The organism is Paraburkholderia sp. JHI869, assembly GCF_038900775.1.
Classification (GTDB): Bacteria; Pseudomonadota; Gammaproteobacteria; order Burkholderiales; family Burkholderiaceae; genus Paraburkholderia.
The window spans coordinates 80144-94846 of sequence record NZ_JAYMSC010000022.1 but is presented as its reverse complement, the minus strand read 5'-3'; the positions used below and the strand labels follow the sequence as shown (position 1 = coordinate 94846).

General features: G+C 65.1%; 13 protein-coding genes. 11 read left to right on the top strand and 2 right to left on the bottom strand.

The window, feature by feature from the left end; genetic code table 11:
• Positions 1-8 precede the first annotated feature (8 nt).
• The 7 genes from epsC (at position 9) to VSR72_RS30170 (ending at position 7128) form a co-directional block, all read left to right on the top strand.
• Positions 9-983, top strand: a complete 975-nt coding sequence (epsC, locus tag VSR72_RS30200) for a serine O-acetyltransferase EpsC (RefSeq protein WP_342955943.1) — start codon at positions 9-11, stop codon at positions 981-983.
• Positions 980-1243 carry a helix-turn-helix transcriptional regulator gene (locus tag VSR72_RS30195; RefSeq protein WP_342955942.1) on the top strand — a complete coding sequence of 88 codons (264 nt, stop codon included), beginning with the start codon at positions 980-982 and terminating at the stop codon, positions 1241-1243. Before epsC ends, VSR72_RS30195 begins: the two co-directional genes overlap by 4 nt.
• A gap of 159 nt (positions 1244-1402) precedes the next feature.
• A complete protein-coding gene (locus VSR72_RS30190; RefSeq protein WP_342955941.1) occupies positions 1403-2335 on the top strand; it encodes a family 2A encapsulin nanocompartment shell protein in 933 nt (310 codons plus the stop codon).
• Complete coding sequence (locus tag VSR72_RS30185) at positions 2310-4280, top strand: family 2A encapsulin nanocompartment cargo protein cysteine desulfurase (RefSeq protein ID WP_342955940.1); 1971 nt, start codon at positions 2310-2312, stop codon at positions 4278-4280. Before VSR72_RS30190 ends, VSR72_RS30185 begins: the two co-directional genes overlap by 26 nt.
• A gap of 259 nt (positions 4281-4539) precedes the next feature.
• Positions 4540-4830: a co-chaperone GroES gene (gene groES / locus VSR72_RS30180; protein ID WP_199124958.1), complete on the top strand. Its 291-nt coding sequence runs from the start codon at positions 4540-4542 to the stop codon at positions 4828-4830.
• 25 nt (positions 4831-4855) lie between these two features.
• The gene (gene groL, locus VSR72_RS30175; RefSeq protein WP_342955939.1) at positions 4856-6490 is read left to right on the top strand and encodes a chaperonin GroEL; all 1635 of its coding nucleotides are present in this window, start codon (positions 4856-4858) and stop codon (positions 6488-6490) included.
• An 80-nt stretch (positions 6491-6570) separates the two neighbouring features.
• Complete coding sequence (locus VSR72_RS30170) at positions 6571-7128, top strand: OsmC family protein (RefSeq protein ID WP_342955938.1); 558 nt, start codon at positions 6571-6573, stop codon at positions 7126-7128.
• An 87-nt stretch (positions 7129-7215) separates the two neighbouring features.
• On the opposite strand, the gene VSR72_RS30165 is transcribed toward VSR72_RS30170, so the two are convergent.
• Positions 7216-8415, bottom strand: coding sequence for an ABC transporter substrate-binding protein (locus VSR72_RS30165; protein WP_342955937.1), 1200 nt, complete (start codon positions 8413-8415; stop codon positions 7216-7218).
• A 304-nt stretch (positions 8416-8719) separates the two neighbouring features.
• Here VSR72_RS30165 and VSR72_RS30160 point away from each other — a divergent pair, with 304 nt between their 5' ends.
• Genes VSR72_RS30160 through VSR72_RS30145 form a run of 4 tightly spaced genes read left to right on the top strand, consistent with a single transcriptional unit; the run spans position 8720 to position 13448 of the window.
• Complete coding sequence (locus tag VSR72_RS30160; protein WP_342955936.1) at positions 8720-9910, top strand: ABC transporter substrate-binding protein; 1191 nt, start codon at positions 8720-8722, stop codon at positions 9908-9910.
• A gap of 42 nt (positions 9911-9952) precedes the next feature.
• Entirely contained in the window at positions 9953-11776 is a 1824-nt protein-coding gene (locus VSR72_RS30155) for an ABC transporter permease (RefSeq protein WP_342955935.1), read from the top strand.
• An 11-nt stretch (positions 11777-11787) separates the two neighbouring features.
• Positions 11788-12654 (top strand): ABC transporter ATP-binding protein, encoded by an 867-nt coding sequence (locus VSR72_RS30150; protein ID WP_342955934.1) that lies wholly within the window; start codon positions 11788-11790, stop codon positions 12652-12654.
• 53 nt (positions 12655-12707) lie between these two features.
• Positions 12708-13448, top strand: coding sequence for an ABC transporter ATP-binding protein (locus tag VSR72_RS30145; RefSeq protein WP_342955933.1), 741 nt, complete (start codon positions 12708-12710; stop codon positions 13446-13448).
• A gap of 48 nt (positions 13449-13496) precedes the next feature.
• Here VSR72_RS30145 and VSR72_RS30140 read toward each other — a convergent pair whose 3' ends face one another.
• Entirely contained in the window at positions 13497-14522 is a 1026-nt protein-coding gene (locus VSR72_RS30140; RefSeq protein ID WP_342955932.1) for a sulfonate ABC transporter substrate-binding protein, read from the bottom strand.
• Positions 14523-14703 lie beyond the last annotated feature (181 nt).

The following is a 14703-nucleotide window of genomic DNA, read 5'->3' as shown; positions in this document are numbered from 1 at the left end:
GAACTGGCGTGACAATATTTCATGTGGCTGAGATCGTCGACGCGCTTCAAGGCGTGCGGCAACAATGGCGCGAATTGCAGCGGCGTGCGCTGGAGCCGGGTGGGCGCGACCTGCCTGCGCGTGAAGCGCTGGCTGAGGTCATCGAAACGCTCAAGGGCGTGCTCTTTCCCATGCGGCTCGGGCCGCCGGATCTGCGCCAGGAGAGCGAAAACTTCTACGTCGGACACGCGCTCGACGCCGCATTGCACGCCCTGCTCGCGCAGGCGCGGCTCGAACTGCGCTACAAGGCGCGTCACGCAGAGGCCGACCCTGGCGAGATCGATGCGCGCGCACTGGAGGCCGTGCGCGCGTTCGCTCAGCGCTTGCCCGCCATCCGCGCCCTGCTCGACACTGACGTGCTTGCCGCATTCAACGGTGACCCCGCAGCGGGCAGCGTGGACGAGGTGCTGCTTTGCTACCCCGGCGTGCTCGCCGTTACGCATCACCGTCTTGCGCACGAGCTGTACCAGCTCGGGCTGCCGCTGCTCGCACGCATTATTTCGGAACTGGCGCACGCGGCCACGGGCATCGACATTCATCCGGGCGCGCAGATCGGCAGCGCATTCTTCATCGATCATGGCACGGGCGTCGTGATCGGGGAAACTGCGGTCATCGGTGAGCGCGTGCGCGTGTATCAGGCTGTGACGCTCGGCGCGAAGCGGTTTCCGCGCGACGCGGCGGGCAATCTCGAGAAGGGCCACGCGCGACATCCCATCGTCGAACACGATGTGGTGATCTACGCGGGCGCCACGATTCTCGGGCGCGTCACGCTCGGCCGCGGCGCGGTCATCGGCGGCAACGTCTGGCTGACCGAGAGCGTGCCGCCCGGCGCTCACGTCACCCAGGCGATTTCGCGCCACGAAACGCGCGCGCCGTCTGCGAGCGGCCCTGTCGAGGCTGGCGCTCCCGCATCGTTGGCGATAGCCGCGGGCGCACCGCGATGAGCGCCATCGTTCACGACTTCGGGGCAACTGTGCGCCGTTTGCGCGAGGCGCACGCATGGTCGCAGGAGCGCCTCGCCGAGCATGCCGGACTGAACCGCACCTATGTCGGCGAGATCGAGCGTGGCACGGCCATCGCCTCGATCGTCACAGTGGAGAAGCTCGCGCACGCGCTGGGTGTGAGCATCGGCGAACTGCTTGTCGGCGGGGTGGTTGGCATGGCGAACGCCGTCGGCTTGCCTGCCCGCCCGCTCAGTCAGTAAGCGCGCTTTTCCATACGTTTGTTTATGTTGCGCACGAGATTGCATCTCTCGTTGTCTCTTGACGCCTATAGCCGGTTGAACCGCGCATAAGGGCTTCCCATAATCTGCTGTCTTCATAAGCAATGCAGTTTTTGTCATAAGTAACCGGAGCCCTCCTACATGTCCACGACTCTAAGCGGCCAGAATGCGCTCGGCGATAACGCCGCGCGGCAACTGGCGAATGCCACCAAGACCGTCCCGCAGCTTTCCACGATCACGCCGCGCTGGCTCACGCACCTGCTGCAATGGGTGCCGGTCGAAGCGGGCATCTATCGTCTAAATCGCGTTAAGGACCCCGAAGCAGTGCGCGCCACCTGCACGGCGCGCGAAGACGAGGGCACGCTGCCCACGACGTTCGTGCCGTACGAAGAGCAGCCGCGCGAGTATTTCCTCAACGCGGTGAGCACGGTGCTCGACGTTCACACGCGTATTTCCGATCTCTACAGCAGTCCGCATGACCAGATCAAGGAGCAGCTGCGACTCACGATCGAGACGATCAAGGAGCTGCAGGAAAGCCAGCTCATCAACAATCCCGACTATGGCCTGCTGGCTAACGTCGAGGAAGAGCAACGCATCTTCCCGCTCACTGGCGCGCCCACGCCCGACGATCTCGACGAACTGCTCACGAAGGTCTGGAAAGAGCCCGCATTCTTCCTGACGCATCCGCTCGCGATTGCCGCGTTTGGCCGCGAATGCACGCGACGCGGCGTGCCGCCGCCGACGGTCAGCCTGTTCGGTTCGCAGTTCATCACGTGGCGCGGCATTCCGCTGATTCCGTCCGACAAGGTGCCGGTCGCCGACGGCAAGACCAAGATCTTGCTGCTGCGCGTGGGCGACAAGCGTCAGGGTGTGGTGGGCCTGTATCAGCCCGGTGTCGCGGGCGAGCAGGGGCCGGGCCTCTCGGTGCGCTTCATGGGGATCAACAACCAGGCGATCGCGTCGTATCTGATCTCGCTGTATTGCTCGCTCGCAGTCCATTCGCCGGATGCGCTGGCTGTCCTCGATGACGTGGAGATCGGCAAGTACCATGACTACCCTGACACCTACCGTTAATCCTGCGCCGCTGCCGGGCGGACTGCCGGACCCGGCGACGCTTGCGCGGCTCGCCAACGAGTTCTTCAGTACGTTGCCGGGCAGCGCTGGCGCGCCTGGCGTGGCGGCTGGCAGTGGCGCAGTGGGCGGCGTGCCGTCCGCGTTGCCGGCGGCCGCGCCGATCCTCGCCTCGCTCAGCAATCCGGCGCCGGCTGGCTCGCCGCTCGCGGGGCCCGGCGGCACGGGCACTGGCGTGCCGGGCCTGGAACTGCCGCAAGGCAAGGCGCCGGGCGCGAACCTCGCGCCTTCCGCGCCGACGCATGTGCTCGCGCTCGGCAACCGCGCGCCCGCGCTCGCGCCGCATGCGGCCGCCGCGAACGGCCTGCCGGACAACGCTGTAGCGATCGCACCTGCGCTGGAGCCGCGCGTGGGCGGTGCGCTGCTCGGCGTGCCGCAGGCGTATGGGGCTGCCGAACCGGTGCCCGCCGAGGCCAAAGCCGGGTCCGGCTCGCCGTTCTACTTCACGGGTTCAGATGGCCACGGCTGGCAGCGCGAGGCGCAGGAGATCGTGGTGCCCGCGCAAGGTCGCGCCGCACCGGAGACATTCGGACTGCCAGGCGATGACGCGTTGCGTGGACTGCTCACGCTCAATCGCCCGGAATACGGCGCGCACGATGGCGCTACCCGCTATTTTCTGGCGGAACGCGAAAACGCCGCTCCGCAGGCAGATGTGCTGCGCGGCGCACACCCGCCTTTCGACGTCAACGCGGTGCGCCGCGACTTTCCGATCCTGCAGGAGCGTGTGAACGGCAAGCAGCTGGTGTGGTTCGACAACGCCGCCACGACGCACAAGCCGCAGGCTGTGATCGACCGGCTCGCGTACTTTTACGCGCACGAGAACTCGAACATCCACCGTGCCGCGCACGCACTTGCCGCGCGCGCAACCGACGCCTACGAGCATGCACGCAAGACGGTGCAGCGCTTCATCGGCGCTTCGGAACCCGAGGAGATCGTGTTCGTGCGCGGCACGACGGAAGCGATCAACCTGATCGCGAAGTCGTGGGGTGTGCAGAACGTCGGCGAAGGCGACGAGATCATCGTCTCGCATCTCGAGCACCACGCGAACATCGTGCCGTGGCAGCAACTCGCGGCGCTCAAGGGCGCGAAGCTGCGCGTGATTCCCGTCGACGACTCGGGCCAGGTGCTGCTCGACGAGTATCGCAAGCTGCTCAACGACCGCACGAAGATCGTTTCGGTGACGCAAGTATCGAACGCGCTCGGCACCGTGGTGCCGGTGAAGGAGATCGTGGACCTCGCGCATCGCGCGGGCGCGCGAGCGCTCGTCGACGGCGCGCAGTCGATCTCGCACATGCGCGTGGATGTGCAGGCGCTCGATGCCGACTTCTTCGTGTTCTCGGGCCACAAGATCTACGGGCCGACCGGTATCGGCGTCGTGTACGGCAAGCGCGAGGTGCTCGAATCGATGCCGCCGTGGCAAGGCGGCGGCAACATGATCCAGGACGTCACGTTCGAGAAAACCGTGTTCCACGGCGCGCCTGCGCGTTTCGAGGCCGGCACCGGCAATATCGCCGATGCCGTGGGCCTGGGTGCGGCGCTCGACTACGTGAGCCGTATCGGCATCGAGAATATTGCGCGCTACGAACACAATTTGCTTGCGTATGCAACGAGCGCGCTTGCGCCAGTGCCGGGTGTGCGCCTCGTTGGTACGGCGCGTGACAAGGCGAGCGTGCTCTCGTTCGTGCTGAAGGGCTACACGACCGAGGAAGTCGGGCAGGCATTGAGCCGCGAAGGCATCGCTGTGCGCGCCGGGCATCACTGCGCCCAGCCGATCCTGCGGCGCTTCGGCCTCGAAGCGACCGTGCGGCCTTCGCTTGCGTTCTACAACACCTGCGCGGAAGTCGATGCGCTGGTGTCCGTCGTACGCGGACTGGCGCCGCGCCAGTAACGCCATCGCGGGGCCCACGTGCCCCGCTTTTTTCTCTTTCGCGCGGGTCGCCCTGTGGCCCGCGCGCTCCTCCCTTCCATCGCCGCGCCCGCAATCCGCGAGCCGCGCAATCACCATATTCATAGCCACGCCCGCGAGATAACCATCTGCCAATTCGTTATTGGAGCGTCTCACGCAGGCTTCCTATACTCGGTTTTCCATCAGCACTCATCTGAAGCGAGTGCCAATGACTCTGCCAATAAACCGAGGAAAGCCGCCCATGAGCCTGCGCCCCTTGCACGATCGCGTGATCGTCAAACGACTCGACCAGGAAACCCGCACCGCGTCGGGCATCGTCATTCCCGATAGCGCCGCCGAAAAACCCGATCAGGGTGAAGTGCTCGCGGTAGGTCCGGGCCGCCGCGATAACGACGGCCGCCGCATCGCGCCGGACCTGAACGTGGGCGACCGCGTGCTGTTCGGCAAGTACGCCGGGCAAACCGTGAAAGTCGATGGCAACGAACTCCTCGTACTGCGCGAAGAAGACATCGTCGCGGTCGTGAATCAATAACCGCGAACCTGAGAGAAACGTCACCATGGCAACCAAAGATATCGTATTCGGCGACATCGCCCGCACCAAACTCATTGAAGGCGTGAACCTGCTTGCCGACGCCGTGAAGGTCACGCTCGGCCCGAAAGGCCGCAACGTCGTGCTCGAACGCAGCTTCGGCGCGCCCGTGGTGACCAAGGACGGCGTGTCGGTGGCGAAGGAAATCGAGCTGGCCGACAAGCTGCAGAACATCGGCGCGCAGATCGTCAAGGAAGTCGCCTCGAAAACCAGCGACGCTGCCGGCGACGGCACCACCACCGCCACCGTGCTGGCGCAAGCCATCGTGCGCGAGGGGCAGAAATATGTGGCCGCGGGTCTCAATCCGCTCGACCTGAAGCGCGGCATCGACAAGGCCGTGCTGGCGGCCGTCGAAGAATTGAAGAAGATCAGCAAGCCCACGACCACGAGCAAGGAGATCGCACAGGTCGCAACGATCTCGGCCAACGGCGAGGAATCGATCGGCCAGCGCATTGCCGAGGCGATCGACCGCGTGGGCAAGGAAGGCGTGATCACGGTGGAAGACGGCAAGTCGCTCGCCGACGAACTCGATGTCGTGGAGGGCCTGCAATTCGATCGCGGCTATCTCTCGCCGTACTTCATCAACAATCCCGACAAGCAAGTCGCGGAACTCGAAAACCCGTTCATTCTGCTGCACGACAAGAAGATCTCGAACATTCGCGACCTGCTGCCCGTGCTCGAACAGGTGGCGAAAGCGGGACGGCCGCTTCTGCTGATTGCCGAAGACATCGAGGGCGAAGCGCTTGCCACGCTCGTCGTCAACAACATTCGCGGCGTGCTCAAGACCGTCGCCGTGAAGGCGCCGGGCTTCGGCGACCGCCGCAAGGCACTGCTCGAAGATATCGCGATTCTCACGGGCGGCCAGGTGCTCGCCGAGGAAACGGGCCTCACGCTCGAAAAAGCCACGCTGCAGGAACTGGGGCAGGCCAAGCGCATCGAGGTGGGCAAGGAGAATACGACTGTCATCGACGGCGCGGGCGAAGCGGCCACCATCGAAGCGCGCGTGAAGCAGATTCGCGTGCAGATCGAGGAGGCGAGCTCCGACTACGATCGCGAGAAGCTCCAGGAGCGCGTGGCGAAGCTCGCGGGCGGCGTGGCGGTGATCAAGGTGGGCGGCGCGACTGAAATCGAAGTGAAGGAAAAGAAAGACCGTGTGGACGACGCATTGCACGCCACGCGCGCGGCCGTGGAAGAGGGCATTGTGCCGGGGGGAGGCGTCGCGCTGATCCGCGTGCGCCAGGCGATTCTCGACGTCAAGGGCAACAACGCCGATCAGACCGCAGGCGTGAAGATCGTGCTGCGTGCGCTGGAAGAACCGCTGCGCCAGATCGTCACGAATGCCGGTGAAGAGGCGAGTGTCGTGGCAGCGCGTGTGGCGGAAGGCTCCGGCAACTTCGGTTACGACGCGGCGACGGGCGAATACGGCGACCTCGTCGAGAAGGGCGTGCTCGACCCGACCAAGGTGACGCGCACGGCGCTGCAGAACGCGGCTTCGGTGGCGGGCCTGCTGCTCACGACCGACGCGACCGTGCACGAAGCGCCCAAAGCGGCGGCTGCGGCAGCGCCGGCAGGCGGCCCCGGTGGCGCGGACCTGGGCTTCTGAAGCGTCCCGTATAAGCCATGCGGCCGGACTGCCGTGCATTGCGGCGGTACGGCGCAATTTCCACCTGCTCAATATCGACTATGACGACACTCAACGAGTATCTGGCGCAAAAGCGCACGGCATGGCTCGCCAAAAAAGAGGCGGCCCGTAGCGATCCTTCATTCAAGGCTACGCAGCTCAAGGCGAACGTGCGCGCGCTTGGCCGCAGCGGCGTGCGCGAAATCCGCATTCGCGATTTTCAGGTGATCAGCGACAGTCCGCCCGATTTCGCGGGCTATAACCTCGGTCCCGCGTCGCCTGAGTTGCAGCTAGGCGTGCTGGGCAGTTGCCTCACGCACATCACGCTGATTCAGGCCGCCGAGCGCGGCCTTGCCGTCGATTCGATCGAAGTCGAGGTGACGGGCGAGCAGCACCCGCTCGCCCAGCAGCCGGGCTTCGAGACTATCCCGATCTTTCCGCACAATATCCGCTATACGCTCGAGATCGTTTCGCCGGAACCGGCGCATGCCATCCGCGAGCTGCACGAAGCCGTCGAAGCGGTGTGCCCCATCTTCAATCTGCTCAGGCAACCGCAGGTCATTGAAGGCGAATTGCGCCATACGGCGCCGGCAAGCGCGAAGAGAGAAAAGGCGGCCTGAAATCGTTCTGTGGTTTGAATAACAAGGCGGCGCATGGAGTAGCTCTTCCATGCGCCGCCTTGCTCACATTTGCACGCTTCGTGACTGTTACTGCTTGACGGCAACCGTCTGCTGCAAGGGCAGTAGCGCCCACTGACCGTCACGCACCACGAGGTCGATGCTCTTCACGCCGTCGATGCGGCGCGTGTGCGGATCGAATGTCGCACGGCCGTACACCACGCTCGGCACATCATGCAGCTTCGGCAATGCGTCGTGGACGCCCTGGCGCGTCGTGCCGCCCGTGCGCAGCGCGCTCGCGGCGATGATCACGGCGTCGTAGGCGAAGGCGTTGAATGCGTCGGGCTCGCGGTGATATTTCGCCTTGAAGCCCTGCACGAAACGCTGAACCTCGGGGCGAGGGTCGCCCGGGAAGAAGCTCGTGTTCGTGGTCACGCCGTTCACCGCATCGCCGCCCAGCTCGAGGAATTTCGGCGAATAAACCGAACCCGCCGCAACCACCGGCAGGCGAATGCCGCTCTCTCGCGCCTGGCGCACGATCTGCGCGCCATCGGCGTAGTAGGACACCAGCACGAGTGCGTCTGGATGCGTGTCGCGCACACGCACGAGCGTGGCCCGGAAATCCTTGTCGGTGGGCTGATAGCCTTCGGCCGCGACGACCTGCGCGCCGCGCGCGTTGGCTGCCTTCACGAACACGTCCTTGCTCGCGCGGCCCCAGTCGGTGTTTTGATAGAGCACCGCCACGCGTTTGAAACCTTGCTTGACAGCAAGATCGGCGATGAGCGGCTGTGCATCGGCCTGGCTGACCGAAGGGCTCCAGATGTAGTCGCCGCCTTTGGTGAAGTCGGGATGCGAGTTCGTGAAGCCGAGCTGCACGAGTCCCGCTCGCTGATAGATCGGCGAGGCCGCCATCGAGGCTGGGCTCGAAAAATCGCCGAGTTCGATCAGGATGCGCGGATCGGAGACGAACTTCTGCGCGATGGTCACGGCCTGGCGCGGGTCGCTCTGGCTGTCTTCGAACACATAGCGCAGCGGGTGGCCGTTGATGCCGCCTTCCGCGTTGATCTGGTCGAGCGCGAGATCGAAGCCTGCCTGCCACTGCGCACCGTATTGCGCGTTCGGGCCCGTGAGCGGACCGCTCACGCCGAACCACACGGGGTCGCCCGTCGCGGCGGCCGCTTGCACGCCCGCACTGAACGCAAGAAGCGCCGACGCGGCCGGCGCGAGCACGAGGGTTGCGGCCACGCGTGCGAGCAGACGGCGTCGTGGCGCGCGAAATGAGGTCTTCATCGCTATTGATCCTTCGTATTTCCGGTGAGATCTGAAGTGAACGCAAACGCAATTAATGAAGAGTCTCTGCCGCGCACAGGATGTCCACAACGAATCGATTCAGCTATCGATATGCGTTTGGGCTGAAGCCCCGGGCGGAAAAAACTTTGGGTGAATGCTACGCAGCGTGCGCTATGACGCATTTCAGCGCCGGGAATAAGCATTTCACATTCACACCTCGAAGCTTTGAGACGAAACTTGGTTGGTTCGCCTCTTTGCCGCGTGATTAGATCGCAGTACTTCAATCTGTTGTTCGGAAACCGGCATGGCGAATCAGTTTGGCAAAGCAGGCGGCGCACTCGCGCCATTCAAATGGTTGCGCGCGCTGGCGTGCTGCGGCGCGTTCGCGCTGCCTTATGCGGCACATGCGGCGGCACAAGCGGCCGATCCGTATTGGGTGGGCGTAAGCGGCCCGCTGACCGGCCAGGACGCACAGTACGGCGAGCAGTGGAAACGTGGTTTCGATCTCGCGCTGGAACAGATCAACGGCAGCGGCGGCATTCACGGTCATCCGCTGCAATACGACTTCGAAGATAGCCGCAGCGACCCGCGCCAAGCAGTGGCGATTGCGCAGAAGTTCGTGGGTGACAGCCGCATTCTGCTCGAACTCGGCGATCTTTCCAGTGGCGCTTCGATGGCGGCTTCGCCGATCTACCAACGCGCAGGCCTCGTGCAATTCGGCTTCACCAATTCGCATCCCGACTTCACGAAGGGTGGCGACTATATGTGGAGCACCGCGATTAGCCAGGCAGAAGAGCAGCCAATGCTCGCGCAATACGTAACGGGCGGACTCGGATTCAAAAAAATCGCCGTGCTCTATCTGAACACGGACTGGGGCCGCACGAGCGAAGACATCTTCGCGAAGGCTGCGCGTACGCATGGCGCGCAGATCGTGGCGGCCGAAGGGTACCAGCCCGACGAGAAGGACTTTCGCGCGACGCTCACACGGGTGCGCAGCGCGAATCCGGATTCGATTGTCCTGATCTCGTACTACTCGGACGGCGCGCAGATCGTACGGCAGGCGCGTACGTCGGGTATCACGCTGCCGATTGCGGCCGTCGGGTCCGTCTACTCGCCGAAGTTCATCGAACTGGGCGGCAACGCCGTGAATGGTGTGTACACCGAGTCGAACTTCTTCCCCGGCGATCCGCGTCCCGAAGTGCAGAGCTTCGTGCAGCGCTACCGCGCGAAGTACGGCTCCGATCCCGACACGTTCGCCGCGCGTGCGTATGACGCGATGATCCTTGCCGGCGAGTTGCTGCGCCGCTATGGGGCGACGCGTGCAGCGGTGCACGACGGCCTTGCCAGGATCGACGACGTGCCGAGCGTGATCTTCGGGCACTTCCGTTTCGACCCGCAGACGCGCCGCGTGGCCGGCGCGAAGAATCAGGACCTTGTCGTGAAGGACGGGAAGTTCGCACGCTGGGACGGCGCAAGCGCGCTGCGCGCGCAGTAAGCGCGGCGTCATCGGCAGTTTGCATAAGGGATTCCCGCTACCATGAGCGCCTGGCTTGACTACACCCTCAACGGCCTGATCGTCGGCAACATCTACGCACTGCTCGCAGTGGGGCTGGCGCTGATTTTCGGCGTCTCGCACCTCATCAACTTCGCGCACGGCTCCGTGTACATGGTTGGCGCGTTCATAGGCTGGCTGTGCCTCACGCGGCTCGGCCTGCCGTTGCCGATCGCGCTCGCCGCCACGATGGCGGGATGCACGCTGCTCGGCATCGCGATCGAGCGCATTGGCTTGCGGCCGTTGCAGGGTGCCGCGCGCATCGCGCCGCTGCTCGCCACCATCGGCATCAGCTTCGTGCTCGATCAGCTCGCGCAGCTTGCATTCGGTCCCGATCCGCGCCCGGTACCTTCGCCGTTGCCGAACTGGACGCTTGCGATCGGCGGCGCGACGCTCGGCTCGCTCGATCTGCTGATCGCGGCGATCGGCATTGGCGCGGCCGCCGTGCTGTACGCGTTCCTGCGTTTCAGCCGTCTTGGCTGGGCGGTGCGCGCGACGGCGCAGGACCGCGACGCGGCGCAGCAGATGGGCGTGGACGTGAACGCGGTCAACCGCGTGGTGTTCGCCATCGCGTGCGGTCTGGGCGGCCTGAGCGGGCTGCTCGTCGGCATGTACTACAACAGCATCGACCCCGCGATGGGTTTTCAGGCGACGCTCAAGGGCGTGGTGGCGCTGCTGATCGGCGGCCTGGGCAATGTTCCCGGTGCGATTGCGGGCAGCCTCATTCTGGGCCTCGTGGAGAGCTACGGGGTCGCGCTCTTTGGCACCAGCTATCGCGATCTGTTCGCCTTCGTGCTGTTGCTCGCGTTTCTCGTCTGGCGTCCTAACGGTTTGTTCAGCGCGAACCGGCGGCTGCCGCCGGAGCCGCTCACGGGCACCTTCGTTTCGAATCGCCGGGCACTGAACGTGCCGCGGCCCGTGATCGTTGCACTGATCGCGCTGGCGCTCGCGCTGCCGTTCTTGGGGCCCTCGGCCTACGTGCTGCAGACGCTCACGAACGCCTGGATATACGGGCTGCTGGCGCTGAGCCTCACGCTCGTCGCGGGCACCGTAGGCCAGATTTCGTTGGGCCACGCGGCGCTGCTGCTGATCGGGGCCTACGCGTCGGCGCTGCTTTCGGCCGACTTCGGCTGGTCGCCTGCGTTGACCATCTTGCTGGCGGGCGCGCTGACCGCCGCGCTCGGCACGCTGCTCGTCTATCCGTCGTTCCGGCTGCGCGGCCACTATGTTTCGATCGCGACGCTCGGCATCGGCGAGATCGTCGGGCTCGTCGTGCTCAACTGGGACAGTCTCACGCGCGGCCCCATCGGCGTATCGGGCATCGCGCCACTCTCGCTGTTCGGCTGGACGCTCGACAGCGCGCGCTCGGTCTACTGGTTCACGCTCACAGTGCTGGTCGTACTGGGGCTGCTGCAACTGCGCCTGCTGCGCTCGCACCTGGGCCGCACGTGGCACGCCGTGCGCGAAGATGACGTGGCCGCACGCGCCTATGGTGTGCGGCCGAACCGCTACAAGGCGCTCGCGTTCGCGTGGGGCGGTTTCGCGGCGGGGATCGGTGGCGGCATCTCCGCGCACCTGTACAGCTACATCAACTACCAGACCTTCGACTCGCAGGTTTCGATCCTCGGTCTGACGATGGTGATCCTGGGCGGGCTTGGAAATGTTGCGGGCGCAATTATCGGTGCTGCGGCGCTGATCAGCCTGCCGGAGTTGTTCCGCTTCGCCGCGGAGTACCGCATGCTCGTCTACGGCGTCGTGCTTTTGCTGCTCGTGCGGTTCCGTCCGCAGGGTCTGTTCGGTTCTGTATGAGGTCCCGCGCCATGTCCACGAATGCCAATCCCGAAGCCGACATTCTCTTTGACGTGCGCAACGTGACGCGCCGCTTCGACGGCCTTACCGCCGTTGCGGGCGTGAGCTTCCAGGTCGCGCGGGGAGAGTGCGTGAGCGTGATCGGTCCGAACGGCGCGGGCAAGTCCACGCTTTTCAATCTGCTCGCCGGCGCCGACATGCCCAACGAAGGGGTGATCCGCTTCGACGGCGAGGACGTCACGGGCTATGCACCCGAGCAACTCGCTGCGCGTGGTATTGCGCGCACGTTCCAGCACGGCCGCGTGTTCGGCAACCTGAGCGTGCTCGACAACGTGCTGATGGGCGCGCATGTGCGCCTGCGCAGCGCGCGGCGCGGCTGGCCGGTGGCGGGCGCGGTGGCGGAGCTGCTGCGCGCGCTGTTCCAGCCGCCATCGGTGCGGCGCGAGGAAGCTGCAATGCGCGACGCGGCGCGCGCCGTGATCGAGCGTTTTGGCGAGCGCCTCACGCCGCGTGTGGACCAGTCCGCGCACAGTCTTTCCTACGCGAACCGGCGCCGCGTGGAAATTGCGCGCGCGCTCATGCTCGGGCCGCGCATCCTTTTGCTCGACGAGCCGACAGCTGGAATGAACGAGTCCGAGACCGCCGAGATGCTGGCACTGCTGCTCGAACTCAAGCGCGAGGGTCTCACCATTCTGCTCATCGAGCACAAGCTGGACCTCGTGATGACGCTGTCCGACCGCGTGCTCGTACTCGACGAAGGCCGGGTGATCGCGGCGGGTGCGCCGCAGGAGGTGCGCCGCGATCCTGCGGTGATCGAAGCCTATCTCGGTCATCGCCATGTGGGCGCCGACGATATCGCGCGCGCGGTGGCTGTATGAGCCCGGCGCACGTGATCCCGCTATTCAACGACCCTTCCCGCGAACGCCGCGCCATGACCACGCCGCTCCTGAAGCTAGACCGCGTCGATACGTTTTACGGCCAGAGCCAGGTCCATTTCGGCGTGACAGTGGAGGTGCCGCGCGGCGAGATCGTTTGCCTGCTCGGCGGTAATGCGAGCGGCAAGTCCACGACGATGAAGGTGATTCTCGGGCTGCACAAACCGCGAGCCGGGTCGGTGAACTTTGACGGCGAATCGCTCGACGGGCTTTCCACCGCGCAGATCGTGCGCCGCGGCATCGCCTCGGTGCCGGAAGCGCGGCGGCTGTTCGGCGACATGAGCGTGCGCGAAAACCTGCTCATGGGTGCGTTCACGCGGCGCGACCGCGAAGGCATTGCCGAGGACTACGAACGTATGCTCACGCTGTTTCCGCGCGTGAAGGAGCGTTTGAGCCAGCGCGCCGGCACGCTGTCGGGCGGAGAGCAGCAGATGCTGGCGATGGCGCGCGCGCTGATGAGCCGCCCGCAGCTCGTCTGCATGGACGAGCCCACCATGGGACTTTCGCCGCTTTATGTCGACAAGGTGCTCGACCTGATCCGCACGGTCAACGAGCAGGGCGTGACGTTTTTCATGGTCGAGCAGAACGCGAGCCTCGCACTGCAGATCGCCCACCGCGGCTACGTGCTGCAGACGGGGCGCGTGGTGCTCTCGGGCGACGCTGCGGCGCTCCTTGCCGATGAGCGCATTCGCGACGCTTACCTGGGCGGGCCGCTCGCGGCGCAAACGGCGTCGTGAGACCCGCCTCCGCTATCGGACGACGGAGGTGACGGGGCGGGGCCGCGTTCAGGCGGATTGCCAACGCGCGTCGGCGACCACCAGCTTCTTCGGAATGAGCTTCAGATCGGAGAACGTGTCGGCGATCTGCTGCTGGTAGGCGAGCGTGGCGGCATCGATGGGCTGGACGCCGTAAGCGGTGCGCTTGAGCGCGACTTCGAGTGTTGCGGCGTCGAGCCCAACGAGCGGCGAAAGCTGCGCGGCCACGGCGGTTACGTTATCGCGTGCCCACGTGTCCACGGCAGCGAGTTCCTCCAGCAGCACGTGAACCACTGGCGCATGCGCGTTGGCAAAGCCGCGGCTCGCGATGTAGTACTGCGTATTGCGCACGAGGTTCTCGCCGTTCGCAATCGAGCGCGCGTTTGCCTGGCGTTCGATCGCCGCGAGGTACGGGTCCCAGATCACCCATGCGTCGACGCTGCGGCTCGTGAATGCCGCGCGCGCGTCTGCGGGCGCAAGATAGATCGGGTGGATGTCTTCGTACTTGAGGTTGGCCTTCTGCAGCGCCTTGACGAGCAGATAGTGCACGTTCGACCCCCGGTTGAGTGCCACGCGTTTGCCGCGCAGGTCAGCGACCGTGCGGATCGCCGAGTCCTGTTGAACGACGATGGCCTCGCCCCGCGGTGCGGGCGGCTCGCTCGCGATATAAACGAAATCCACGCCACCGGCCTGCGCGAAAATGGGCGGCGTTTCCCCAACGATACCCACGTCCACCGCGCCCGCGGCCAGCCCCTCCAGCAGTTGCGGGCCGCCCGGAAACTCCAGCCACTGCACCTGAAAGCCGAGTGGTGCCAGCCGCTTTTCCAGCGTACCGCGTGCCTTTAGTACGACGAAATCCCCGTACTTCTGAAAGCCGATACGCAGCACCCCGGCATCCTCGGCACGTGCCGCGCCGCTTTGCAGCGCGAGCCCCGCCGCGCCCACGATACCCGTTACACCGCGCAGCGCCGCTGCGGTCGCGGTGAGCGAGGCAAGCTTGAGCAGCGTGCGTCGCGGGCGGTTTTCCGTACGGTTGTCATATTTGTCGATCGACATGTCTTTTATGCCTCGGTGGAAATGCGATGAAGCCGCCGCGGACACGCGGCGAAGCGCCTCCCACCTTAATTCGTTCCATCGTCGGCACAACCAAGATATTGTCAGATGCTTATCTCTGAGCCGCTCACGATATCGGGATCGCATACATCATTCGTCGGTTTTATTCGTTATCAAGGCGTCG

Excerpts from the sequence above, each read along its gene's own strand:
- VSR72_RS30170 (WP_342955938.1), top strand. The coding sequence starts at position 6,571 with ATGACGACACTCAACGAGTATCTGGCGCAAAAGCGCACGGCATGGCTC.
- VSR72_RS30195 (WP_342955942.1), top strand. The coding sequence starts at position 980 with ATGAGCGCCATCGTTCACGACTTCGGGGCAACTGTGCGCCGTTTGCGC.
- groES (WP_199124958.1), top strand. The coding sequence starts at position 4,540 with ATGAGCCTGCGCCCCTTGCACGATCGCGTGATCGTCAAACGACTCGAC.
- VSR72_RS30185 (WP_342955940.1), top strand. The coding sequence starts at position 2,310 with ATGACTACCCTGACACCTACCGTTAATCCTGCGCCGCTGCCGGGCGGA.
- groL (WP_342955939.1), top strand. The coding sequence starts at position 4,856 with ATGGCAACCAAAGATATCGTATTCGGCGACATCGCCCGCACCAAACTC.
- VSR72_RS30150 (WP_342955934.1), top strand. The coding sequence starts at position 11,788 with ATGTCCACGAATGCCAATCCCGAAGCCGACATTCTCTTTGACGTGCGC.
- VSR72_RS30160 (WP_342955936.1), top strand. The coding sequence starts at position 8,720 with ATGGCGAATCAGTTTGGCAAAGCAGGCGGCGCACTCGCGCCATTCAAA.
- VSR72_RS30140 (WP_342955932.1), bottom strand. The coding sequence starts at position 14,522 with ATGTCGATCGACAAATATGACAACCGTACGGAAAACCGCCCGCGACGC.
- VSR72_RS30155 (WP_342955935.1), top strand. The coding sequence starts at position 9,953 with ATGAGCGCCTGGCTTGACTACACCCTCAACGGCCTGATCGTCGGCAAC.
- VSR72_RS30145 (WP_342955933.1), top strand. The coding sequence starts at position 12,708 with ATGACCACGCCGCTCCTGAAGCTAGACCGCGTCGATACGTTTTACGGC.
- VSR72_RS30190 (WP_342955941.1), top strand. The coding sequence starts at position 1,403 with ATGTCCACGACTCTAAGCGGCCAGAATGCGCTCGGCGATAACGCCGCG.
- VSR72_RS30165 (WP_342955937.1), bottom strand. The coding sequence starts at position 8,415 with ATGAAGACCTCATTTCGCGCGCCACGACGCCGTCTGCTCGCACGCGTG.